Source organism: Salirhabdus sp. Marseille-P4669, from assembly GCF_900240405.1.
Classification (GTDB): Bacteria; Bacillota; Bacilli; order Bacillales; family Alkalibacillaceae; genus OEQK01.
The window spans coordinates 239,807-265,121 of record NZ_OEQK01000003.1; the positions used below are offsets into that span (position 1 = coordinate 239,807).

23 protein-coding genes are annotated in these 25,315 nt (G+C 38.3%); 4 read left to right on the forward strand and 19 right to left on the reverse strand.

The genetic code is table 11. The features are described 5' to 3' along the window. Nucleotides 1-37 precede the first annotated feature (37 nt). The gene (locus tag C1A05_RS07685; RefSeq protein ID WP_102027614.1) at nt 38-1,582 is read right to left on the reverse strand and encodes a DHA2 family efflux MFS transporter permease subunit; all 1,545 of its coding nucleotides are present in this window, start codon (nt 1,580-1,582) and stop codon (nt 38-40) included. A gap of 200 nt (nt 1,583-1,782) precedes the next feature. On the opposite strand from C1A05_RS07685, the gene C1A05_RS07690 reads away from it, so the two are divergent. Continuing rightward, the gene (locus C1A05_RS07690; RefSeq protein ID WP_159462022.1) at nt 1,783-2,721 is read left to right on the forward strand and encodes a TetR/AcrR family transcriptional regulator; all 939 of its coding nucleotides are present in this window, start codon (nt 1,783-1,785) and stop codon (nt 2,719-2,721) included. 198 nt (nt 2,722-2,919) lie between these two features. Here the strand turns inward: C1A05_RS07690 and C1A05_RS07695 are convergent, their stop codons facing one another. The 16 genes from C1A05_RS07695 to C1A05_RS07770 all read right to left on the reverse strand — a co-directional run bounded on the left by C1A05_RS07695 (nt 2,920) and on the right by C1A05_RS07770 (nt 19,357). Continuing rightward, nucleotides 2,920-3,993 carry a Ger(x)C family spore germination protein gene (locus C1A05_RS07695; RefSeq protein ID WP_102027616.1) on the reverse strand — a complete coding sequence of 358 codons (1,074 nt, stop codon included), beginning with the start codon at nt 3,991-3,993 and terminating at the stop codon, nt 2,920-2,922. After that, nucleotides 3,990-5,081, reverse strand: a complete 1,092-nt coding sequence (locus tag C1A05_RS07700; RefSeq protein WP_102027617.1) for a GerAB/ArcD/ProY family transporter — start codon at nt 5,079-5,081, stop codon at nt 3,990-3,992. Before C1A05_RS07700 ends, C1A05_RS07695 begins: the two co-directional genes overlap by 4 nt. Before the next feature lie 18 nt (nt 5,082-5,099). Then, nucleotides 5,100-6,623, reverse strand: coding sequence for a spore germination protein (locus tag C1A05_RS07705; RefSeq protein WP_102027618.1), 1,524 nt, complete (start codon nt 6,621-6,623; stop codon nt 5,100-5,102). A gap of 136 nt (nt 6,624-6,759) precedes the next feature. After that, on the reverse strand, nt 6,760-7,287 hold the full coding sequence (locus tag C1A05_RS07710; protein ID WP_102027619.1) for an aromatic-ring-hydroxylating dioxygenase subunit beta: 528 nt from the start codon (nt 7,285-7,287) through the stop codon (nt 6,760-6,762). Beyond that, nucleotides 7,288-8,637, reverse strand: a complete 1,350-nt coding sequence (locus tag C1A05_RS07715; protein ID WP_200816480.1) for an aromatic ring-hydroxylating oxygenase subunit alpha — start codon at nt 8,635-8,637, stop codon at nt 7,288-7,290. 82 nt (nt 8,638-8,719) lie between these two features. Next, the gene (locus C1A05_RS07720) at nt 8,720-10,024 is read right to left on the reverse strand and encodes a TRAP transporter large permease (protein ID WP_102027620.1); all 1,305 of its coding nucleotides are present in this window, start codon (nt 10,022-10,024) and stop codon (nt 8,720-8,722) included. Beyond that, nucleotides 10,021-10,575 (reverse strand): TRAP transporter small permease, encoded by a 555-nt coding sequence (locus tag C1A05_RS07725; protein ID WP_102027621.1) that lies wholly within the window; start codon nt 10,573-10,575, stop codon nt 10,021-10,023. Before C1A05_RS07725 ends, C1A05_RS07720 begins: the two co-directional genes overlap by 4 nt. 29 nt (nt 10,576-10,604) lie before the next feature. Then, a complete protein-coding gene (locus tag C1A05_RS07730) occupies nt 10,605-11,651 on the reverse strand; it encodes a TRAP transporter substrate-binding protein (RefSeq protein WP_234998413.1) in 1,047 nt (348 codons plus the stop codon). Nucleotides 11,652-11,871: 220 nt separating this feature from the next. Next, the gene (locus C1A05_RS07735) at nt 11,872-13,077 is read right to left on the reverse strand and encodes a 4-hydroxybenzoate 3-monooxygenase (RefSeq protein ID WP_102027623.1); all 1,206 of its coding nucleotides are present in this window, start codon (nt 13,075-13,077) and stop codon (nt 11,872-11,874) included. A 63-nt stretch (nt 13,078-13,140) separates the two neighbouring features. Beyond that, nucleotides 13,141-13,989: an extradiol ring-cleavage dioxygenase gene (locus C1A05_RS07740; RefSeq protein ID WP_102027624.1), complete on the reverse strand. Its 849-nt coding sequence runs from the start codon at nt 13,987-13,989 to the stop codon at nt 13,141-13,143. Nucleotides 13,990-14,076: 87 nt separating this feature from the next. Next, on the reverse strand, nt 14,077-14,262 hold the full coding sequence (locus C1A05_RS07745; RefSeq protein ID WP_102027625.1) for a 4-oxalocrotonate tautomerase: 186 nt from the start codon (nt 14,260-14,262) through the stop codon (nt 14,077-14,079). 96 nt (nt 14,263-14,358) lie between these two features. Next, on the reverse strand, nt 14,359-15,147 hold the full coding sequence (locus tag C1A05_RS07750; protein WP_102027626.1) for a 2-keto-4-pentenoate hydratase: 789 nt from the start codon (nt 15,145-15,147) through the stop codon (nt 14,359-14,361). Between the two features lie 9 nt (nt 15,148-15,156). Next, nucleotides 15,157-16,182, reverse strand: coding sequence for a 4-hydroxy-2-oxovalerate aldolase (gene dmpG / locus C1A05_RS07755; protein WP_102027627.1), 1,026 nt, complete (start codon nt 16,180-16,182; stop codon nt 15,157-15,159). A gap of 15 nt (nt 16,183-16,197) precedes the next feature. After that, nucleotides 16,198-17,085, reverse strand: coding sequence for an acetaldehyde dehydrogenase (acetylating) (locus C1A05_RS07760; RefSeq protein WP_102027628.1), 888 nt, complete (start codon nt 17,083-17,085; stop codon nt 16,198-16,200). 15 nt (nt 17,086-17,100) lie between these two features. Continuing rightward, nucleotides 17,101-17,877 carry a 2-keto-4-pentenoate hydratase gene (locus tag C1A05_RS07765; RefSeq protein WP_102027629.1) on the reverse strand — a complete coding sequence of 259 codons (777 nt, stop codon included), beginning with the start codon at nt 17,875-17,877 and terminating at the stop codon, nt 17,101-17,103. A 16-nt stretch (nt 17,878-17,893) separates the two neighbouring features. Further along, entirely contained in the window at nt 17,894-19,357 is a 1,464-nt protein-coding gene (locus C1A05_RS07770; protein WP_102027630.1) for an aldehyde dehydrogenase, read from the reverse strand. 228 nt (nt 19,358-19,585) lie between these two features. Between C1A05_RS07770 and C1A05_RS07775 the strand changes: the two genes are divergently transcribed. The 3 genes from C1A05_RS07775 (at nt 19,586) to C1A05_RS07785 (ending at nt 22,946) form a co-directional block, all read left to right on the forward strand. Beyond that, entirely contained in the window at nt 19,586-20,356 is a 771-nt protein-coding gene (locus C1A05_RS07775; protein WP_102027631.1) for an IclR family transcriptional regulator, read from the forward strand. Between the two features lie 36 nt (nt 20,357-20,392). Next, on the forward strand, nt 20,393-21,328 hold the full coding sequence (locus C1A05_RS07780) for an amidohydrolase family protein (RefSeq protein ID WP_102027632.1): 936 nt from the start codon (nt 20,393-20,395) through the stop codon (nt 21,326-21,328). 148 nt (nt 21,329-21,476) lie between these two features. Continuing rightward, nucleotides 21,477-22,946: an aldehyde dehydrogenase family protein gene (locus C1A05_RS07785; protein WP_102027633.1), complete on the forward strand. Its 1,470-nt coding sequence runs from the start codon at nt 21,477-21,479 to the stop codon at nt 22,944-22,946. Between the two features lie 124 nt (nt 22,947-23,070). Here the strand turns inward: C1A05_RS07785 and C1A05_RS07790 are convergent, their stop codons facing one another. Both C1A05_RS07790 and C1A05_RS07795 read right to left on the reverse strand, forming a co-directional pair. Further along, complete coding sequence (locus tag C1A05_RS07790) at nt 23,071-24,147, reverse strand: C45 family autoproteolytic acyltransferase/hydolase (RefSeq protein WP_102027634.1); 1,077 nt, start codon at nt 24,145-24,147, stop codon at nt 23,071-23,073. A 110-nt stretch (nt 24,148-24,257) separates the two neighbouring features. Continuing rightward, nucleotides 24,258-25,130 carry a YitT family protein gene (locus C1A05_RS07795; protein WP_102027635.1) on the reverse strand — a complete coding sequence of 291 codons (873 nt, stop codon included), beginning with the start codon at nt 25,128-25,130 and terminating at the stop codon, nt 24,258-24,260. Nucleotides 25,131-25,315: the final 185 nt, after the last annotated feature.

The following is a 25,315-nucleotide window of genomic DNA, read 5'->3' on the forward strand; positions in this document are numbered from 1 at the left end:
CTAAAAGTGTGGTTGATTTGGATTTTTTCCATACGTATTATTCTACTACCGGCTCTGTACTTGTTGTTATTTTCTTATCCGGTTGGTTGTGCGCTACAAAACCTGGAGCATCTGTAGGTGGTGTTGCCCTCTTTATAAAGAATACTAGGATCAAAGAAACAACAAGCAATGCTACAGAAAAGATGAAGGAGAAGTTAATTCCATCTAGCATCGCTTTCGCACCTATTTGAGCTTCCATTTGCTCCAAAACTTCTGGTGTAGGTGGCGTTGTGAGCTGACTCATTGCATCAGCAGAAAGTTCCTCTCCCCTTTTTTCTGCGTGATTGGACATTACGGAAACTAAAATCGCAGAACCTATCGCACCTGATACTTGTTGTAATGTATTATTCATTGCAGTTCCATGTGGATAGTATCTTGCGGATAATTCGTTTAAACCATTCGTCATAACAGGCATCATAACCATTGACATTCCAAACATTCTTGCACTATACATAAGAATCAGCTGTGTGTAACTTGTTTCAAAGGTTAATTGGCTGAAGAAGTAAGTTGTTACAACCGTAATCGTAAGTCCAATAATTGCCAATACTCTAGCACCAAATTTATCAAATAGTTTCCCTGTAATGGGTGACATAATCCCCATGATAATCGCACCAGGTAGCATTAACAGTCCCGCATCCATTGGGGATATTCCACGTAAATCTTGCAAGTATACAGGTAAAAGAAGCATTGCCGAGAACATCGCCATCGTAATAATAATGGAGATAATCGATGATAAAGCGAACATTGGATATTTATAAATGGTGAAGTCTAGCATAGGGTCCTCCATCACCATTTGTCTCCAAATAAATAGAATTAGAGAAATAGCACCTACAATTAGAGTGCCATATACTTGAGGGTTATCCCAACCTTTATCTCCTGAGGTACTAAATCCATATAACAAGCCTCCAAATGCAAAGCTTGATAAGATTAAAGAAAGTTTATCAAGCTTCTCTGAAGACTTCTCTTTTACATCCTTCAATTTGAAAAAGCCGACTAAAAGAACAATAAACGCAATTGGAGATACAAGATTAAATAACAATCTCCAGGAATAATGCTCAACAATCCAACCAGATAAAGTTGGACCTACTGCAGGAGCAAAGATCATAACAAGACCAAATAATCCCATTGCTCCTCCCCGTTTTTCAACAGGAAAGCTTACTAAAATAACGTTCATTAATAGTGGCATCATAATTGCCGAACCTGCAGCCTGAATCATACGAGCGATTAACAGAACGGAAAAAGCATCTGCAAAGCCAGCAAGAACCGTACCTGCTGTAAATAATCCCATCGCTACTAAAAATAAATGACGTGCAGAGTATTTACGAATTAAAAATGCTGTCGTTGGAATTAAGATTCCATTCACTAACATATAACCATTTGTCATCCATTGTACGGTTGACATTTCAATATCTAGATCCTCCATAATAGAAGGCAAAGCAATGTTTAATAGCGTTTCATTTAACAATGCTATAAAAGCACCAATTAATAACACTGCTATAATTCCATATGGTGGTCGATTTTGATGTTCAATCGATGTATTCATCTTAATCCCCCTATCTATACCGCCGGTTCATTTTTTATACTGTTGTTTTAGAACTTTATTATGATATACCATTTCTTTTCATTGTGCAATAAAAAAATTCTCAGTAAAAATAGGACAGATTTTTGTAATACTTGGACGAAGAAAATTAGTTGCGTTACAATAAACATATAATATAAACAAAGAGTAAGGTGAAAATGATGTTGGATCGAAAAGAGCATGTCTTAAAACACGCCCATCAATTATTTATTAAAAAAGGATTTCGAGATACATCCATTCAAGATATTCTGGAGGAAAGTAATATTTCAAAGGGGACCTTTTATAATTACTTTTCATCAAAAAATGAATTGCTTATCTCTATTTTTGAGGCGTCTTACGAGAGATTAGAAAGAATGCGCAATGCCCTACTGGAGAAGAGTTCTCATGAAAATATGGAAACTTTTTTGGAGCAGCTTACTCTACAATTTGAATGGAATAAAGAAAACAAACTGTTCCTTTTATTTGAAGAAGTTTCGCTGTCAAAAAATCATGATTTAATGCAATGCGTGAAATCCATACAATTACGAGATATGGCGTGGTATAACCAACGTTTAATTCACTTATTTGGTGAGGAAAATCGACCCATTTTATTGGATTGTACTGTCATGTTCCGGGGGATTTTATATCAAAACATTAAATACCATTCCTTGGTACAAGACACAAACCTTAATATTCATAAGGTCGTTCAATATTGTTTAAATCGGCTCAAGAATATGGTGGAGCACCTTTCCAAAACACGGGAACAACTATTAGATCCAAACCTCCTCCTAAAATGGTTACAAGAGGATAATCAAGGTAGCACACAGACAAAATCCATAATCGTAAATACAGCTCATCAAATTGTGATGAATCTGTCTAAATATACAACTACGAATCAAAAAAACGAGGAATTGTCTGAGCTACTTCAATTTGTCATAGAAGAATTTTCCTCTGATAAAAAGATTCGAATGTATATGATTGCAAGTGCTATTACGTCATTAAAACAATATAATCAGCTCGATTGGAACCAGGAAATATTAAAATTAGAGGAAATGATCCAGCTTTATAGAGAAGAGGATGGGACAAAAGTTTTTTCTAAAAAGGAAAACCCGAACTTTGACTAGCGGGGAAATACCACGTCGGAAATACACTACGCGGACCTTAGGGCGCTGCTATTGCCTCCTCGTGCTGAAAGAACTTACGGGGTATTACCCAGGATTTCATCCCGCAGGAATCTCCGTGTATTACCTCTGCTAATTTATTTCTTCTTTAATTGCATTTTGATTCAAACATTGTCGTTATTGCCCCAGCCTCTTCTCTTTTTATTTCCGAATTCCTACTTCCATAATTTTCACATTGATTTTTGGTTTGATTTCTAAGTCTGGATACATCGCATCCCATTCTTTTTCGTTAAAGTTTCTTTCCTTACTCCGATAAAAACTACCTAATCCAATTGGATCGACGTTTAATTCCTGCAATTGTTTTATGATTTCTTCACATTGTTTTGTTAATGTTCTCTCAAATTTCTTTTCTAAGTCTGCAACTACTTTTGGTTTCGTGTCTTCACCTTTAAATTCTCGTAACGAGCTTTCTACATTTAGCTCAATTGTAATTTTCGGTTGTTGCTGGGTTCGATCCATTTTAATTTTTCGCTTTACCGTAACGTTTGCAATAGCGGCATAATAATCTTCTTCTTCTCGAAGGCTAAATTCGCCTCCATTAACCTCCCCTAATAATAGCTTAAAAGCAAAGACTAGATGTTCAGGGATTTTCCCTACATACCGATCTTCCTTAAATAGGGCAACCTTATTTGCTTTGACCATTTCCCCTACCGAAAGTAATGGTAAGTAAGGATCTTGGCCTCTGGAATATAAAGCATATGTAAATATATGAATATTGGCGTCTGGTAAATTACCGCGATCGACACCTTGTTCAATCATACTTGAAACATAAATTCCTGCATCCTGATCCCAATATTCCCGTGTTAACACATCATTTGAACTACCTTCTACAACTGCCATCTTAACCCTAGAACCTACACTTGGGTCACGTACAAATAAATCTTTAATATCTTTTATGCCTTTACTCGCTAATTCTTCATTAAATAGGATGACATCAATCTTTCCAATTGCCAAAGGTCGTTGTACCTGTGTTTCGATTTTCACAAAATTTCGTTGAATGGTGTGTGATTCCGCTTTAAACACATGGGTTTGTGTTTGCTGGTCCTTCGTAAAGCGTGGTACCGTTATCGTTCCCATAATAACCCCTTCTTCCCCAGCATCAAAACCAGTAGCTGATATAAGGGATATGTCATCAATGATTTGCTTTCTTAAGCCACATCCACTTATTCCAAATAGAAATATCAAAGCTGCAAGAAGCATAAAAATTCGTCTCATTTGGATTTCCTCACTTTTAAGACAATGGTGTAAATAATAAATAATAACGGAATATACCCATAGACAATACCGAATCCAATATAGGTGACAACTTGTGCATAAATGTCAATCATGTGGTACCCCTTTAAAAAAAGGACACCAATAATCGAGATAACTAATATAAGGACTAATGCAATTCTCTGTTTTAATCCAAATAGTCTTTTAATCGCTCGGGATGCTGCCCACGTTGATAAAGTCATGTTAGGAAGGATAACAAGAAGCCATGAACTAATCCCAATGTATTCAAAACGTTCAACAAAAGGCATCTCCATGATTTTCCATATGCCTAATGTAGGATAGATGACGGTTTTAATTTGCTCTTCATCATAGAAAACAAAGGTTACAAAAGCAACTGCTAAATAGAGAAACGTCGTAAAAGCTACACCAAAATGAGCATATTTATGGGACTTTTCTGGTTTCTTAATAAACGGATAATAAAACAACAGAGTGGAAAAGCCAATATAGCTGAATGTCATGGTTATGGATGCATTCATAATTTCTTTAATGGAATGAGTAAATATTGGCGTTAAATTTTCGTAATGGGCAAATTCCAATGGGAATAGTAATGTTAAGATTAGATACAATGGGATGACAAAACCTAAAAAGCATATACCTACAACTACTCGGAAACCACCATTTACAATATAAAATATTAAGATGGCAAGAATAGTCGTGATGACAAGCAGGTTTATTTCTGGGAACATCCACACTTGAATGACTTCAATATAAATACGTAAAACCGAAATCGTTAACAAAATAAAATAAAAGACAAAGAGAACACCAAACACCTTGCTAAGCCATTTCCCGAATATGGTTACATGAATGTCTAGAACATCTTTGTGTTCCTTCATTAGCATTTTGTATATTAACCAAATGATAATGTGCACGCTAATCCCCGCAATAATAATGGACATCCACGAATCATACCCGGCTTTTTCTACAATAGTCGTTTGAAAGGAAAGTATCCCAACTCCAACTTGAATGGAAGTGACAAGGAAAAACACTAAACCAGGAGAAACCTTTAACCGATCTGGAACTGAACTGCTCATCCTTTGCACCTCCACACTTTATTCATCTATATCCTTCTTTTTCCTAGCTTTTTTCTTGCTATATCGAACGGTATCTTGTGTTTGTAATTGAATTGGTCGTTTTGTATTCCAGGAAAAAGGAAAACGTATGATGGAGTCCTTTAAATCCTTGAGTCTCGGTGGATATAACGGCTCCAAAAATGGTCTTCCCAATGAGGTTAATCGTAATAAATGGGCTAACATAAAACAAAAACAAATGACAACACCAACCATTCCAAACATATAGGCCAAAATTAAAAACGGAAAGCGAATTAACCGAATGGTGTTACCCATTTGGTAAACTGGTGTTGTAAAGGAAGCAAGAGCAGCAAGTGCAATAATAATCAACAACACATTACTAGTTAGACCCGCTTCAACGGACGCTGTCCCAATTACGATACCTCCTACGATACCAATTGTTTGTCCGACCTTTGTTGGTAGTCTTGCCCCAGCCTCTCTCAATAGTTCAATCGTTAATTCCAAAATAATGGCCTCTAATATGGGTGGTAAGGGAACAACCTCTCTAGAGGAAATTAAGGTGCCAAATAAATCGCTAGGTATCAATTCGTAATGATACGTTAGTACTGCAACATAAATCGGCGTTACCAAAATTGAAAAAATAACGGCAAAAAAACGAATAATCCGAAATGCTGATGCTAAAATCGGATTCAAAAAATAATCTTCAAAAGCTCCAAAAAATTCAGTAAGATTTGTAGGTCCAATTAATACGTGTGGCGAGCCATTCACCATCACGACAACCTTCCCCTCCGCCAATACTGCCGCAGCACGGTCGGGACGTTCCGTGTCTAATAGCTGAGGGAATAAGGACTTCGGATTATCGGAAATAATTTGTGTTAAATAAGAGCTGTCGATGACTTGATCAATCTCTACTTCCTTCACACGTTGCTTAACAGTATTTACATTTTCCTCATTCGTTAGGCCTGCAATATAAATAATTGCTACTTTTGTTTTGGATAACTTGCCTATTGTAAATTCTTTAACCTTTAATTCTTTAATTGGTAATCGTACCCGTAGTAAATTTAAGTTTGTATCAATCGACTCTACAAATGCTTCTTTCGGACCAACTACTGAAAATTCTACTTCTGGGGGTGAAATACTCCTTTCCTTCTTCACAGGAGCATTTACGACTAAGCATTTCTTTTCCTGATCGTTCAACCGAATTATCATATGACCATTCAGTAAATTCTTCTCAATATCCTTCACATTACTTGTAATGATGGTTTTTTCTACAGGTATTAAGGATTGCACCTTTTCTAAGGAATTTAGGCTTTCCTTTTCCAAATAAGGAAAGACCGCTTTGTGTAAAACATCTGCATCCACAATGGATTTATAATAAGAGATCCATAGCGTATCGTTTTCAAATGTATGTTCATAATGGAAGAAATCATTTGATTCCTGACAAGCTTCTAACAATGCTTGTAAATCATCCATTTTTTTCGATTGTTTCATTAACTTTGAAACTTTTTTGTTCCATTTATCTTTTTTACTACGAAAAAGTTTCATGAAGCTGAAATCACATCTTTCTATAATTGGTAGGATTGGTTAAACAGTATTATTATGACAAATATCCTAAATCTTTATGTATTCACATTTCTTTCCTAATAAAGAAAAGACCTGGTATGTACCAGGTCCTTCATACTTAAAGAAACATGCTCATATTCATTGTTGTAATAACGGTTTGATCTGGGTATATAATACGTGAAGCAATTTTCCATTCACCATCTATGTTCCGAATAATATCATGACGTTCGCCAAATAATTCTTCTAATTCATGAGTAGATGCTCGACTTCTTTTAAATAAAAAATAGCTTTTCACCTTCCATTCATCAGGGCTTTCAGTAGGTTCCACGATAATATTACTTATAAAATGACGTTGTCGAGTTGTGGGGTTTTCAACCCAAGCTGACTTAGTGTATAGGCGGTTTACCCTCGTCTTAAGGGACACCTTCGTTTCTTCCAGATAGGAGGAATCAGTCGCTATTGTTTGCGCGGACAAACCGCCTTCCACCGTTTCTCGAAGGGGCATACGATAGTCCACATCATCGGTAAATAGCTCTAACCATTCTTTAAATTGTTTGTGATCCAAATAATAGCTTTCCTGATGCAAAAACGTTGTTATTTCAAAATAAATATCAGGTGTGACATGATTTCTTAGTGGAGTGCTCACTTACCTCTCCTCCCCTACTAAAAGATCTCTCGAAATATATTCAAGCCATTTTTCATGCATGCTTTTAGCTAATGCATCTAAATAAGTAGTAGGATATGCAGTGCCTGGACCTGGGAAGCTCGAATCTGGTTCTACTCGATTATGACCCATCAAATAATTACTTACATTATTGTAGCTCAGTTCTTTGTTTCGCATCATCGAGCCACCACTTACTTCTACGATACGAGCCCAAGTCTCCGTATCATCTTGCTCGAGTGTACCCGATGGACCAAAGGACCCCAAATAACCTTTGTACGCAGCTTTTTTATATTCTTCAGGAGCTAATTTATCAATAAAGAACCAGCACCATACTTCCACCTTTTCAGGTCCTACTGGTCGCCACAATCTAAAATTCAAGTAATTGTGTAAATGTCCTTCTGTTCCATGTATCGGGCTTACAAAGGATAAATTTGGATATACTCCACCTACAAAAACAGTAACCTTTGACATAATGTCATTTTGTTCAGGAGTTAGATTTTTCTCAAACATTGGCCACATTTCTTCCGGCATACTTTGATATTTTACCCGGGCTTTCCCTGTTTTCGAAGTGATTACATTTATGCCATGCCCGTTATCACAAACGACTTGGTGACCATATCCCGCATAAAAAGGATCCGATGGGCTAATCCCTAATTCAACTGTGGAGCGATGCGTAGTTTGTACGTGATAGGGATCCGCAGCAAAATTTTCAGTAGTAGATTTCCAATTTGCCTTTGCCACCCAGCGTTGAGGGAGTCCAATTACCTCCATCCCTCCGTCACTTCGACCTAGGAGCATGTCTAAATACCACTTCATATCCCCTAAATAATCGTCCAGACTTTCCGCATTTTCATCCAAACAACCGAAAATCATGCCTTGGTAGCTATCCACCTTCGGAATTGGACGAAGCCCCCAATCCGACTTATCCATTTCCCCACCAAATACTCGATTATCCGCTACTACACCGATCAAATCCCCATCATTATTATATGTCCACCCATGATATGGACAGGTAAATGCCTTTTTGTTTCCCCTGTCAGCTGTACAAAGTTGGGTTCCGCGATGAGAGCATGAGTTTAAAAAGGCTTTTATTTCCCCATTATTGTTCCGAACTAATAAGACCGGATCTCGTCCTAGCCACCTCGTTACGTAATCCCCATTATGTTTCAGTTCTGTTTCATGACCAAGAAACTGCCAGGTCCGCTCAAAAATATTTTCCATCTCTAATTGATAAATATCTGGGTCGGTAATAACCCATTGGGGTAATAGACCTTGAGACATTTTTTCCTTTAATTGTAGAAACAATTTTTCATCCAACGATCGTTTTAACAACACGTCATGATTCCTCCTTATATTAAATGATGTTTAAAAAGCCTACCTACCGGCTTACTATAAGGGAGGAAGGCCATTTATGCTAATCAATGAAACTAGGTAAAAATGTTGCAATGTCAGGGAAGACAATTAGTAGAATGGTAAAAATTACCATTGTAATAATCGCAGGTACGACCCCTTTGAAAATCTTTTCAATTGGTACATCCTTCACAACCCCACTGATGATATAAACACTTAAGCCTAATGGTGGTGTTAACACCCCAATGTTAAGAACCATTACCATTATGATTCCAAACCACAATCCATCAAAACCTAACTGCGTTATAAGCGGATAAACAATTGGAAGGGTGAGCACCATAATCGCAATCCCTTCTAAGAACATACCTAAAATGAAGTAAACAGCTAAAATTAACATTAGAATGATATATGGCGACACATTTAACGTTCCGACTACCTCTGTTAAGTATCGAGGAATTCCACTCAGCGCTAGAAATCTACCAAAAAGGTCAGCACCAATTAAAATTAAAAACAACATGACTGTTAGCCGAATCGATTCGTCTAACGATGCTAGCAAGCCTTTCCAAGTCAATCGACGCATAATTATGGTAATGACAAATGCGCCAAAAGCACCGATTGCACCCGCTTCTGTAGGTGTAAAATAGCCGAAATAGATTCCACCAATACTAATAAGAAAGATAACCATAAATGGCCAGACAACTTTCAAGGATTTAAATTTATCTAGTAATGATACTCGCTCTGTTTTTCTAGGAGCAATAGACGGATCCATTCGTACTTGTATGTTTATAAGAAGCATAAATAATAGTGTTAATATAACTCCCGGGATAATGCCGGCTATGAGTAAATGTCCTATTGGTTCATTCGTTAAAGCTCCATAAATTATTAATATGACACTAGGAGGTATGAGAATTCCTAATGTACCACCGGCGGCAACAGCTGCTGTTGAGAATGTTGTGCGATACTTATATTCATTCATTTCTGGAATCGCAATTTTTGCTAGAGTAGCAGTGGTGGCATTGGTAGAACCAGATATAGCAGCGAAAATGGAGCTTGCACCAATTGTTGCCATCGCCAACCCACCACGAAGATGCCCTATCCACTTATCAACTGCATTAAAGAGCTCTTTCCCTAATCCTGTATTGGACATAAACATTCCCATTAGGATAAAGAGTGGAATAACACTTAAACTAAAGTTATTGGCCGTTCCAAAAGAGGAAGAGCCTAATTGTGCTAGGCCTACTTGCCAATCTGTTAACATCGATACCCCGATGAAGCCGACTAGAAATAAAGATAGGCCAACAGAAACACCTAAAATAACAAAAACAAGCAACAAAATGATACCAATTACACCAATGAACTCCGGACTCACTTTTTTTGCACCACCTTTGCTAGAGATTTTATCGCATTTAGCAAATAGGTTAACATGAACAGGAATGCTCCAATCATTGCGAAAATAATAAAGATATAAAGTGGCCACCCTAAATAGCCTGTCGTTTCATTGTTTGTATGAACTCTCAAGGTATATTCATAAAGCTGCCAAGTGGTTAAGGCAAGAATCATGGTTAACACAAACGAAAATAGTGCATTAAGGAATGCAGAAAATCGAACTGGTAATTTTTTCGTTAAAAAGTCAATTTCGATGTGATCACCTTGTAAATGTGTCATACCTAAGCTAAAGAAGATAATGATAACGAGAAAAACCCCTGTCATTTCATACGCACCTGTAATTGGATTGTCAAAAAAATTCCTTCCAATTACATCAATTGTGGTTATACACATGAGGGCAAATAAGAAAAGGTATGAAATTTTATGAGCTACGTTATTTAAGGTATAAACGAACTTTTCAAACCTTTTTACAAAAGAAGACTCGTTGGGAGTCTCTGCTCCCAACGAAACATTTTTCTCTATTTCTTGTGACATTCTTCTCTCACCTCTTTACAAGAGTTTGCTTATTCGTTAATTAGCTCCAATGCTCTATCATAAATCTTTTGTCCGTCGATACCCATATCCTCCATTTTCTTAATCCAGTTTTCCGTAACTACCTCAGAAGCATCTTTAAACTTCTGAAGTTCTGCATCATCAAGCTCAATAAATTCTACACCAGCTTCTTTAGAGCCTTTTTCCGCTTCTTCTTTTTGAAAATCGAATGCAGCTCCGGATTTTGCAGCCCATGGCTCACCTAAAAATTCGTCTTCAATTAATTTTTGGTCCTCCTCTGAAATTTTGTTCCAGCTATCTTTATTCATCACGACATAGAATAAACTTGTATTAAAATTACCTAATGTCACGTAATCTACTGTATCTGTTAGGTTAAAATCATAGATTGCAGCTACCGGTAATACTCCACCATCAATAACTCCTTTTTGAAGTGCATCGTAAATTTCAGGAGCTGGAAGAGATACAGGTGTTGCCCCCCAGGATTCAATCATTTCCCCAGCTTCTACAGATGGCGTTCTAAGCTTTAGCCCTTTTACGTCTTCAAAGCTACGAACAGGCTTACCTTTCGTTATAATTGCATATGGATCGGCAGCATGAAACCATAGAGGTTTCACATCTTTGTATTCCTCTTGAATTTCAGGAAATTCCTCATATAGCTTTTGTGCCACAACACTTAATTCCTCACCTGTACCATTTGCTAGAAATGGTAATTGCAGAACCGAATGAACCTGAAACAAACCAGCATTATAGCCTTGTAGTCCCCATCCGCCGTCCATAACTCCAGTTACGATATTATCCCATGTTTCAGCAGGACCACCTAAAGCTCCACCTGGGAAAATTTCAAATTTTACTCTACCTTCCGTCAACTCTTCCGCCTGTTCTGCGAATGGACGCATAGACATGGAATCCTGTACGTGTTCCGTTGAATTCATATGACCTAATTTCAATTCAACGGAATCTCCACCTTCGCCACTCGATTCCTCTGAACAAGCAGCTAATAATAATGTGACGAAACTAAAAAATGCAATAAGAAAATACGTTTTTCTCTTCAATGCCATCCTGAATACCCCCATTTAATTAATTTGCTTAGATAATGTGAAAACCTCGATCCCTATAAAGCGCTTTCATTTTAAATTCCAACAATTAGACAGAGAACAGTTCGACACTTCTTATTTTCTTAATTTTCACAATTATAGAATAAATTCTCTTGCAGTATTGTACAACTTACTAGTTTCGCTATATGCAACGAAATAAAAAATTTTTAAATGTTTTTTAAGGCTAATGTACTATTATTTGGCTTTCATTCAACCATTCAATCGGCAATCCAGCATAATTTTCTGCCAAACTAGTAGATCCTGCTTTAGATGAAACAACATAGTCTAGTTCTGCTATTTGGATCCCATACTCAAAAGGGCTATGATTTTTGTTGCGATGTAGCATCATCGTCATCCAATTCGAAAAACGCAATGCTTTCCAAACACGCCTCAAGCAAATGTCACTGTAATGTGCTAGTATGTCTCCCTTTCCTTCGTTATAAAGTTCCTTTAAGCCCCGTGCTAATACTTGAATATCTCCTATTGCTAGATTCAGTCCCTTCGCACCAGTTGGTGGTACAATATGTGCTGCATCTCCAGCAAGAAACAACTGACCATAGCGCATTGTTTCGCATATAAAGCTCCGCATCGCAACAATATTCTTTTGAATAATGGGACCATCTACCAGCCTCCATCCATCCACGGTTTCCGTTCTTAAATGGAGTTCTGTCCATATTCGATCATCCGACCAATTTTTAATGTCATCATTTGGGTCTACTTGAATGTAGTGACGCTGAAGTTCTGGTGTTCTTGTGCTTAAAAGCGCAAAGCCACGTTCATGATTTGTGTAGATTAATTCTGGGTGAGCTAGAGGTGTTTCGGTCATAATACCGAGCCAACCAAAGGGATATTCGTGCTCCATTTCGACCCGCACATCCTCTGGGATTGCTTGGCGACTTGGACCATGATATCCATCACAGCCAGCAATGAAGTCACAGATTAATTCATTTTTCTCCCCTTTGTGCGTGTAGGTAATGCTTGGAGAGTTGGAAGTGACATTATGTAGTTCTACATCGCTTACACTAAAGAAAAGGTTTCCCGATGCTTCCATTCGTGCTTTTACTAGATCACGAATCACTTCATGTTGTGCATATAGCATGATTCGTTTTCCATTTGTCAATTCGTTGATATTAATCCGATGACGCTTGTTGTGAAACTGTAGCTCAATGCCATCGTGAATGATTCCTTCACGTTTCATTCTCTCACCTAAACCGGTAGCACTTAACAGATCAACTGTCCCCTGCTCCAATACACCAGCACGGATTGTATTTTCAATAGCATCCTTTGATTTTCTCTCCAGTACGACCGAATCGATACCATGTAAATAGAGTAAGTGGGAAAGCATCAAGCCCGCAGGACCAGCCCCGATAATTCCAACTTGTGTGCGCATTTATAAACTCCTTTCTAAAAAAGCTTGGGCTCTGAGCTGTAAGGATTTCCTTACAGCTCGAAACTATTTCACTAATTCACTAGTTTGTTGCCCCTCGCTTATGTGTACTTTTTTTGCTTCAAAGGAAATTAACGCATTCCAGCTACCTGAGGACTGACCATCTGCATAATAGGTAGGCTCCCAATCCGCCTCGATCATACTTAATAGCATGGCAATATGACGTCCTCCAGACTCCACTCTAGCAAACCTGGAATATTGCGGGAGCATCTCATATGCTGCTTTGTAATCCTTCTTCATAATAAACTCTACAAATTGCTTATCCATTGCATGTTCCGATACAGTAGGTTTGTTGTGTCTCCCGCGGACAAGATTATGAGAAAGTGCTCCACTTGATAAAAATACTGCTTTTTTATCACTTTTACGCAACACGTTAGCAATCACTTCTCCCCACTTATAGGTTTCCTCAAGGCTTGCTGCTAACGTTACCGATAAATTAATTACTGGAATATCTTCATTTGGAACCAAATAACGAAGTGGGACAACACTGCCATAATCCCATACATAATACGGGTCATTTACACCTTGGACGGCTAAGCCTGCCTCTTGCCCTGCTTTTACTAGCTCCTCTCCTAGTTCAGGGTCTCCAGGCCAATAATATGGAACATTTTTAATTAAATCTGGTGCCTCTGTTGACGTTAATTTCCCTTGATGTTCTGGAGTACAATCCACATAATGGAAAAAAGTTGACGGCCAATGACAGGAAACTAACACAATCACATCTGGATTGATATCTTTCACTTTTTCAGATAATTGCTCCATACAAACTGCCATATCTTGTTGAAATTCTGGCACCTGATCTCGATGGCATAAGCTCGGAACATGTGGAACTAACATACTTAATTCAATCGACATGTTATAACCTCCTAAAAATTTTTATTTTAGAAAAGACATAAATGCGAGGTAATATTCTTCAAAGCGGGAGATAACGCTTTCATTTTGCTATTGCTTTGACTTCGGTACTCCTCCTATCCCCCAATGGGTTTTTGGAATTTCCGTCACGAGTACTCTTACATTCTCTTTCGGTGCATGTAACGTTTCGCTAACGGTATTCGTAATATTTTGGATAACTTCTTCTATTTTTTCTACAGGTCTACCTTCCATCATCTGTACGTGAATAATAGGCAAGGAGAATCCCCCTATCAAGTTTTATTTGTTTATAAGATCCGTTCTACTTCGCTCTTTCCATTTAGTAGATTCTTATGACGGTTGCGACAAAGTCTATTAACCTACATGAAATGAAACCTCTCCAAATCCATCAAACTTACCCGAAACGACGTCCTCTTCTTCTAAACGAATAGCACTCGTAATACCACCAGATAAAATAACATCGCCTTTTCGGATTTTATCCCCTTTTTTTGCTAGCATATTTGCAAGCATCGCTAGGGAGTGAGCAGGATGACCTAATACAGCGGCACCAGCACCCAACTCTTTTAGTTCGCCATTAATCGAAAGGGTTACACCTATTAGATCTAAATCATATGCTTCTGGCCGGTACAGCTTTGAACCAAAAACAACTCTTGAAGTAGAAGCGTTATCGGCAATCACATCTGGTAAGGTAAAATGGAATTTTTCATAACGACTATCGATAATTTCTAGTGCGGGCACTACATAGTCGGTTTTCGCTAAAATTTGAACACCTGTTACCCCAGGGCCTTCCACATCCTCTGCCATTACAAAAGCAATCTCGGCCTCCACTTTCGGATGGATCACCTCATTTAAAGGTAGCTTCCCTCCATTCTCAATGACCATATAATCAAACACATAACCGTAAATAGGGTCTTCAATATTCATTTGCTTCATTTTTGCCTTGCTCGTTAAGCCCATTTTCGGCCCAATTATTCGATTGCCTTCCTTAATTTTCTTCTCTACAATTTCCTTTTGAACAAGATACGCTTCTTCAACAGTTAAATCTGCTTTATGTGTACTCGTCACTTTCTCTACTTCTCTTTTTTCCACCTCTGCTCTTACAAGATGCTCAGCGATTTCCTTAAGTAAATAGTTCGACATCATAATCCTCCTTTACACCTGTGCGTGAGCTTTTGACTTGGCAATATCAGCAGCAACATCTACGATCATGTCTTCTTGACCACCGACAACTTTTCTTTTACCTAACTCTAGTAAAATATCTCTTGAATCGATTCCAAACTTTTTCGCAGCCCGCTGCGCATGTAGTAGAAAGCTAGAGTAAACACCTGCATACCCCAACACTAGTCCATCCTTCGTGATCTCTTGAGGTTTTTCTAAAATGGGAGCTACTAAATCTTCTGCAATATCCATCATTTTGTATATATCAATCCCTGTTTTGATTCCTAGCTTATCTAACACCGCAACTAATACTTCGGTTTGTGTATTGCCTGCACCAGCTCCTAAGCAGCGAATACTACCATCTATTCTAGTAGCACCTTCTTCAATCGCAATCAGAGTGTTCGCCATCGCTAAGGATAAATTATTATGCCCGTGGAAACCTACATTTATTGTTAGTTCTTCTTTTAACGCACGAATCCGTTCTCGTACCTCTTCGGGTAATAATGCGCCTGCGGAATCTACTACGTATACGGTATCGGCCCCATAGCTCTCCATTAATTTAGCCTGCTCCACTAACTTATTCGGAGGAACCATATGCGACATCATAAGAAACCCTACCGTTTCCATTCCGAGCTCCTTTGCTAAAGCTATATGCTGTGGCGCAACATCCGCTTCTGTAACATGTGTTGCAACTCTTGCCATTTTTGCCCCAAGCTTTGCTGCCTGCTTTAATTCGTTCATTGTCCCAATGCCAGGTAGTAATAAGACCGCAATCTTTGCATTGGTTACAACAGATGCCGCCGCTTCAATCAATTCCATTTCATTGGTAAGTGACAGACCATATTGTAACGAGGACCCTCCTAGTCCATCCCCGTGAGAAACCTCTATATAAGGTACGTTTGCTTGATCAAGCGCCTTTGCTATATTTGTCACATGCTCGATTGTAAATTGGTGCGCAATGGCATGGCTTCCATCTCGCAATGCTACTTCTGTAATTCGGACATCTCTCTTATTTTCCAACTTTTTCACTCCTTTCTATGAAATAGATGTTTTCGCTAATTTATGTTTCGCCCACTCTTCCGCAACCTTTACCGAAGCAGCTGTCATAATATCAAGATTCCCAGAGTACTTCTGTAAATAATCGCCTGCGCCTTCTACTTCTAAGAATACAGTTACTTGATTCCCATCATAAATCGGATCCTGACGTAAACGATAGCCAGGTACATAAGATTGAACACGCTTTACCATTTCTTTAATGGATAACGTAATTTCCTCTTCTTCAACATTAGCTCCCTCAACAAATGCATAGACAGTGTCTCTCATAATAATTGGCGGCTCTGCCGGGTTTAAAATAATGATTGCTTTCCCTTTTTTGGCTCCACCAATTTTTTCAATTCCTTTCGCAGTTGTTTGAGTGAATTCATCAATATTAGCTCTTGTACCAGGTCCTGCACTACGACTGGAAATCGTAGCAACAATTTCAGCATATTCTACCTGTTGAACCCGTTGGATGGCATGCACAATTGGAATGGTTGCTTGCCCACCACATGTAATTAAATTAATATTGTCTGCATTTAAATGTTCTTCAATATTCACTGGTGGTACAACAAATGGACCTACTGCAGCAGGGGTTAAATCAAGTACTTGTTTACCAATAGCTTTTAATTTCTTGGCGTGCCGAATATGTGCCTTTGCACTCGTTGCATCAAATACAATATCCGCCAAGTCTGGGTGGTTGAGAAAATCTTCTATTCCATTTGTAAACGTCTGGTACCCTAACGCTTTCGCTCGTTTTAAGCCCTCTGATTCAGGGTCGATACCAATTACAGTGGTAAGCTCTAATGTTTCGGAACGCCCAAGCTTAATCATTAAGTCTGTCCCAATGTTCCCAGAGCCAAGAATCGCAACCTTCACTTTCTCCATTATTTCCCCTCCTTATTAAACGAATCTTACGGATACTTCACCTAAATGTGCAAATTTAACAGTAAATTGATCGCCTTTCTGTCCTTCAATGGCAGCAGATAGAGCACCAGATAAAATCACTTCTCCCGCGTGTAAGGCAATGTTAAATTCCGCCAATCGATTGGCAAGCCACGCAACACAGACAGCTGGGTTCCCTAATGCTGCGGCACCAACTCCTGTATTCGCTACCTCCCCGTTTTTCATTAAAACCATCCCGATAAGCTCCAGGTCGATATCACTTACTTTGGTAGGCTTTCCACCTAATACATACAATCCAGATGAGGCATTGTCTGCAATAGTATCTGGTAGCGTGATTTTCCAATCCTTTATTCGACTATCCACAATCTCTATAGCAGGAACAATATAATCCGTTGCCTTCAGAATATCCATCGCCGTCACATGCGGACCTTTCACATCCTCTTTTAATACAAACGCAATTTCCCCTTCTACTTTCGGTTGAAGCAATGTACTTACTTCTACATCTGCGCCATTTTCTAATGCCATGGAATCAAGTAAGTGTCCATAATCGGGTTCATTGACACCAAGCATACTTTGCATCGCTTTTGAAGTTAATCCAATCTTTTTTCCGACTATCCGGTGACCTAAGGAAAGCTTTCTCTTTACATTTTCTAACTGAATTTGATAGGCCTCTTTTACAGATAGGGATACAGATGCAGTAATTGGGGCAATACTAGATTTAGTAGTATCTGCCTCGAATAGCGCCTCTGCAATTGTCTTCGTTTCTCCGGTCATCTTCCTCTCCTCCTTATTACAGTTTGATTGTAATATTGGACTGCTCTGTATAGAAATCTAGACTATGCATTCCACCAGTTCGCCCAATCCCACTATGCTTCATTCCGCCAAATGGGGTACGTAGATCGCGAAGGAACCATGTATTTACCCAAATAATTCCTGCTTCCAATTGATGGGATACACGATGGGCACGTCTCAAATCATTTGTCCAAAGTGTGGCACTTAATCCGTAGTGGGTATCATTTGCTTGCATGATGACCTCTTCTTCCATATCAAATGGTGTAATGGTAACAACAGGCCCAAAAATCTCCTCTTTTATACAACGAGAATTCCGCTCTAATCCCGTAATAATAGTTGGTTCTAAATAGTAACCTTTTTCGATACCTTCTGGACGTTTTCCTCCTGTATGAATGGTTCCGCCATCTTCTTTCGCAATCTCCACATACCTGTTCACTCGGTCATAATGCTCTTTGCTTACTAAAGCACCGACATCGGTATTTGGGTTGTTAGGATCTCCCACCCTCAATTCCTTAGTGCGAGCTACAAATTTTTCGAGAAATTCTTGAAACGCATGGCGCTCCACGTAAATTCGAGAACCACATAAGCAAACTTCACCTTGATTAATAAAGCTCGATTTAATCGTTGTATCAATCACTTCATCTAAATCTGCATCACCAAAAATGATATTTGGATTTTTACCACCAAGCTCAAAGGAAAGCTTCTTTAAATTATCAGCTCCAGCTTTCATAATTGCAGCACCAGTACCAGGCTCACCTATAAAGGAAATAGCATCGACATCAGGGTGCTCGGAAATAGCAGACCCTGCAGAATTAGGTCCAAACCCGTGAACTAGATTGACAACCCCATCTGGAACACCTGCTTCTTTACAAATCTCCATTAATACAGTAGCCGTCATTGGCGTCCATTCAGCAGGTTTTATAACCGCCGTATTTCCCATTCCTAAACACGGAGCAAGCTTCCATGTTAATAGCAATAGTGGTAAATTCCATGGCTTAATAATACCAACTACCCCAACAGGGCGGCGATATGCATAATGGATTGCCTGATCATCCTGCTGATAAGCATCTGTTCCAACAGAAGTAATGTAATCTGCAAAGAAGTGGAAATTATAGGCTGCACGGGGGATATCAATTTTTTTTGCAAGTGCAACCGGTTTACCTGTATCCATTGATTCTAATTGTGCTAGCTCATCCACTCGCTCTACTATCAAATCCCCAATTCGACGCAATATTTTCGAACGTTCCTGTAGGGTTATCTTTTTCCACGGACCATCTAATGCTCTTCGTGCAGCTGCAACGGCATAATCAACTTCTGTTTTTCCTCCGAGTGCAACTTTACCTAATATCTCTTCTGTCGCAGGATTAACATTATCAAAGGTTTCCTTGTTTTGAGAATCAACATATTGTCCGTTAATAAAATGGGAACAATGAATTGCTTTTACTTTTGTATCAACTGTCATAATTAGTCCTCCTTCGTGAAATGAACTGTATTTAAAGGTTATGTTAACGACTATTTCCCGCAACAACAATGATGAAATTGCGCTATATGCAACACTTTCAAATTTTTATCTAAAATTCTGATTTTTCTAAAAAGTACTTTTCTTTCTTCAAGGATTCTGTTATATTTTCCCCTATAGAGCAACTATGTTTCTCATACAGAAACAATAGATTAAGGAGTGAGGTATAAGTTGGCAATAAAAAAAGAGGAGCATTATTTATCTTCGGTGAAAAACGCATTAAAAATTTTACGAAGCTTTACGATGGATGAGCCGGAGAAAAAAATTAGTGAGCTTTCCCAATCTTTGGGGGTAAACAAAAGCACCGTTAGTAGAACAATGGCTACGTTAGCTAGTGAAGGATTTGTTTATAAAGATCCGGAGACAAAAAAGTATCGTTTGGGCCTTTCCATCTTATCCTTAAGTGGTGTGGTCAATTATCAAATGGACATTTATCGAGAGTCCCAGCCTGTACTTACGAAACTAGTAGATTCCCTCGGCGAAACAGCTCACATTTCTGTATTAGACCACCTAGATGTTATTTATTTACAAAAGGTAGATTGCAATCATCCTGTCCGATATTTAACACACGTTGGAAAACGAAACCCAACCTATGCAACAAGCTCAGGAAAAGTACTACTTGCCCATGCGGATGAAAGTTTTGTAAACCAAGTCATTGACAATGGCCTTCAACAATTCACCAAAAACACCATAACAGACCCAGAACGTTTAAAAACAAAATTAGCAGAAGTACGAAAAAATGGCTATGCCTGTAGCATGGAAGAAATTTTGGAAGGGGTGAATTCCATCGGTGCTCCTATTTATGATTACCAAGGAAAAGTCATTGCAGCATTATCTGTTGTTGGACCGAAACAACGGATATTGCCTCACAAAATAGAAAGCATGTCTAAAAAAGTAGTAAGTGCAGCAATGGAGATTTCTAATCGGATGGGATACATTTAAGCATTTCAGAAAACGTTTACAAAAGGAGTGGAGGTTTTGTACGATTTTCATACACATTTTATTCCCTTTGAAGTGATGGATTGGTTAAAAGAAAACCAAAATCGAGTCAATGCCAGGTGGGAGATGCGAGATGCGAGCAAACATGAATTTTTAGTAGTGAATGGAAAATGGGGGTTTGAGTTAAAGACCGCATTTATCGACGAAAAACATTACTTAGAAGATCAACAATCCGCACTTGTTACCCATTCGGTTGTCTCTCCTATACCACAGCTGTTTATGTATGATTTTGAACCTAGTATTACAACAGAACTAGCACAAACATATAATCTAGCATTATCTCGATTTGCAAAGAAAAATTCAACAACCATTTCAGCTTTGGCAACCGTACCATTACACAGTCCAGAAAAAGCAGCCGAAACCTTAGCAAAAGCAATGAGCCTTGGCCTAAAAGGTGCGATTATTGGCCCTGGTGTTCAAGGGCATATGTTATCGGATGTATTTTTTGAACCATTTTTTGCAGAAGCGAACCGATTAGGAGCAATTGTTTTTATTCATCCTTTACTAAATGAAGATCCTAGATTAAAACGTCGTATGATGCCAAATTTAATTGGTGTCCCTTGGGAAACAACTATATGTGGAACCGATCTTTTGCTTAGTGGCTTTGTGGATCAATATCCGAATATTAAAGTCTTGTTCGCACACGGAGGCGGATTCATGCCCTATCAAATTGGTAGAATGGATAAAGGCTATGAACAATGGCAGATGGTATCAAAGCATTTGCAAGCGCCCCCATCTGAATACTTAAAGCGCTTTTGGTATGATTCGGTATTATGGAATGAGAATAGCTTATCCTTTTTAATCGAAGCTGTTGGCTCTGATCGTGTAGTCCCAGGCTCCGACTATCCATTTGATTTATCCGTATGGCCACCTGATGCGACACTAACAAAAGGTGCATCATCCTTATTAGAATAAAATTGAAGTTGTTGCTCATTATGCAACAAGTCTATATACGCATAAATAAGCACTTGATACAATTTTAGAAACGAATTATGAAAGCGCTATCAATAAAACCATTGGTATATAAGCTAGTGGACTTAAATAATAGAAAGGAGTTATCAAAATGAAGTCTGTTGTGGAAAAGTATGTCGACTTGAACAAAAGTTTTATTAATGGAGAATGGGTTGAAGGCGGTAGTAAGCGCACCTTTGAAATTGTAAATCCATACGATAAGTCTGTACTTACTACTGTAAAGCTAGCAACAAAAGAGCAAGTGGATGAAGCCTTCGAGGTTGCTAGAAGAGCTCAAGTAGATTGGGCCAAAACAACAGCAGATGAACGGAAAGCTATTTTAGAAAAAGCATGCCACTATTTAAAAGAACACCACAATGAGATTGTTGACATGCTTTCTCGTGAAACAGGTGGTTCCATATTAAAGTCTAATGTCGAACACCATTTAACAGTAGAGTTTTTAGAAGAAGCTATTAAATATGCGGATGAAATTTACAATGTTCGAGAGGTGCCTGGTGCCCCAGATAAAATCAACCATGTGTATCGCTTACCACTTGGGGTAGTATCGTCTATTTCTCCTTTTAATTTTCCTATGAATCTATCAATGCGTACCATTGCCCCTGCCATTGCACTAGGAAATAGTATTGTTCATAAACCAGATATTCAAGTTGGGTTGTCTGGTGGTTCTATTTTAGCAAAAGCATTTGAGCATGCTGGCCTACCAAAGGGCGTTTTCAATGTGGTATTAACCGATATTGCTGAAATAGAGGATGCCATGTTAACAAATCCAATCCCGAAGTTAATTAGTTTTACTGGTTCCTCAGCCGTTGGTCGTTATATCGGTGGTATTGCAGGACAGCATTTGAAGAAGGTTGCACTGGAACTCGGTGGAAATAGCCCATTTGTCGTGTTATCCGATGCAGACGTGGATCAAGCTGTAAATGCAGCAATCTTTGGAAAGTTTATTCATCAAGGACAAATTTGTATGATTACAAACCGCATCATTGTTCATCAAGATAAATACGAGGAATTTATTGAAAAATTTGTGGAGCGGGCTAAGTCCATTCCATATGGCGATCAAACAGACCCACAAACAATTATTGGCCCTATTATTAATGATCGTCAGTTAGACCGGGCAGAAAAGATTATACAAGAAGCAATCCAGTCTGGGGCAAAATTGGCTCTAGAAGGAAAACGTGTTGGCCAAGTGCTGACACCATATGTCTTTGTGGATGTTGATAATGCTAGTCCGTTAGCTCAAACAGAACTTTTTGCACCAATTGCTCCAATTATTAAAGCAGAAACAGATAATCATGCCATTGAGCTTGCAAATGATACAGAATATGGATTAAGCTCCGCTATATTCACAAGTGACCTGAAACGAGGCGAAGAATTTGCACTCCAAGTAGATGCCGGAATGACCCACATTAATGACCAAACGGTAAATGACGCACCTAATATTCCATTTGGCGGTACGAAAGCAAGTGGATTAGGTCGTTTTGGAAATCCATGGCTACTGGATGAATTTACGACAACGAAATGGGTATCTGTTCAAACAAAAGAGCGAAAATTCCCGTTTTAAATAACAAAGAAATCTAGACTATTGGGTACATAGTCTAGATTTCTTAATTAAGTATAGTCACTCATTTTAAGACAATACAAGAGCAGTACCCATGAAATCTCATATATTGCAAACGAAAAATTTATTATTTATTCGATTTCATCCCAAACCACCTTGCTGCTTCGTCCATATGAGCAAATGGTAAATCAGTATCTACTTCTCCTTCTATTCGGTTGAACTGAATATCCTCTCCAGTTAACCATTTTTTAAAGTCTATTTCTACCGGATTTTGATCTCCACCTAGGGCAAACCAGGTCGTTAATGTCTTCGGAAAATAGCCAGATGTGTGAATCGTACCAGCCCAGTTTCGATATTCCTTTGAAAATACTCCCTTTCCTGTATCATTCAACAGGCGATATGCTGCTTTTGCTCCTGTTACATGCTCTTCGCTTTGTTTTAATCGTTGCAAACGTTGCTCCGATTCGACTAAGTAATTTCGATTCTCTTCCTTTTTTATTTCAAAATGGTTTGTACACATGTTTGACTCACGTACAGCAACCCCACGCGATGAAGCTTCCACTACAAATGTTTTACCATTTGGATCGAATACAATATAACTGAAGGAGTGACGATGCGGGATTTCCTTTAGCATCGCAACCGCCTCCTCGACATTGGCACAATACTCTAATACCATTCTGCTAACGGTATGTGATACGAAACCATCTCCAGGTTTTTTTCGATGCATAAAATTGTATCCAAGCACTAATCCTTTTTCATTCATACCATCTGGTCTTCCAGTAATCCGTTGCGAAGGTCCAATCGTTGCATATCCACCATCTGTTGGTTGATATAAGGTAAATCTCCCCTCATATGTCTTCGGATGGAAATCATAATTTCGAATAAAATAATCATCCCCAGTTAGTACCGTACACCCAGACCGAACCTGTTCGATTCGATAGCCACCGAAGTTTTGTAAAACCTTCTCTAATGGCCACTCTAATCCATCTCTCAATCCTAAGAGCTCATCCCATAAATTAGGAGACCATTTTGTAATCATATCTTTCGCTTCCGCTTGATCAATAGAAAAACGTGGTTTTCTTACCTGCCATTGTTTTTCACGATTTTTAATAATAAGAGAATCCTTTAACTCTTTTCCTTGCTTATATCCATAATTATAATGAGTGCCTCGAAATTGAATGACATTGCTGTAGATAGACTTCATCGAATCCCTCTTTTTTTTAATATATATAACAATAGGGTACCGAATGAAAGGTTAAAAATAAAGTAAAAAAATTCGCACACCCTTTATGGTGTACGAATGTCCATCTAAAATTAATGTCCAGAGCTTGTCTCAAAATTACTACCAGTAACATCCGCCACATTTTCTATCGCAATTAAAGCATTTGGATCTATTTGATGAGCTTTTTCACGAACAATAGATAGCTCAATACGGGAGACAATCGTATAAATAATCTTTTTTGGTTCGTTGCTGTACACCCCTTCTCCTTTAATGAATGTTATTCCTCTTCCCAGGCTTTTACTTAACACATTTGCAAGCTCATCTGGTTTGCTAGAAATAATCGTTACAGATTTGTACTGCTCCAAACCTTCAGCTACAATATCAATCATTTTGAAAGCAATATAATAAGTAATAATGGAATACATCGCGGTTTCCCAGCTAAAAACTAATAATGCCGCCAAAATAAAAATGAACAAGTTCATAATCATAACGATTTGCCCAACTGATACCGGGCGCTTTTTACTCACAAATATAGCTAAAATCTCAGTTCCATCTAGTGCACCACCTGTACGAATAACAAGACCAACACCTGCACCTAAAATAACTGCACCGATTATTGTTGCTAAAAATAAGTCATCTGTAAAGGGTTCCACATGGTGGAATACAGAGGTGAATACAGATAGAATAATAACACCATACAGCGTATGTAACGTAAATTTCAAGCCCATTCTTCGATATCCAAATATTAAAAAAGGAATATTAAATAAGACAATAAATATACTCATTTGCATTCCCGTTATTTCACCTGCAATGATGGAAAGTCCTATCACTCCACCATCCATAATATCGTTCGGCACTAAAAACTGTTCCAAACCGATAGCTGCAATTACTGCCCCAATGGTAATTATGATGATTTGCTGTATCTCTCTTGCTACCTGCTTTTCCTTCGTAGTAATCAATTTCATCAAGCCTCTCTGTTAAATGTACGAATTTATTATATCAATATAATGACGTGTTGTCACAAAATTTAAATCCCATATTATTTTAATTATTTCCTCAAAATCATTTAACATTCTCTCTATTGACAATTGTTTCGCCTACCGATATAATCGGGTTATGATATATCGGTAGACGATATAAATAAAAAAGG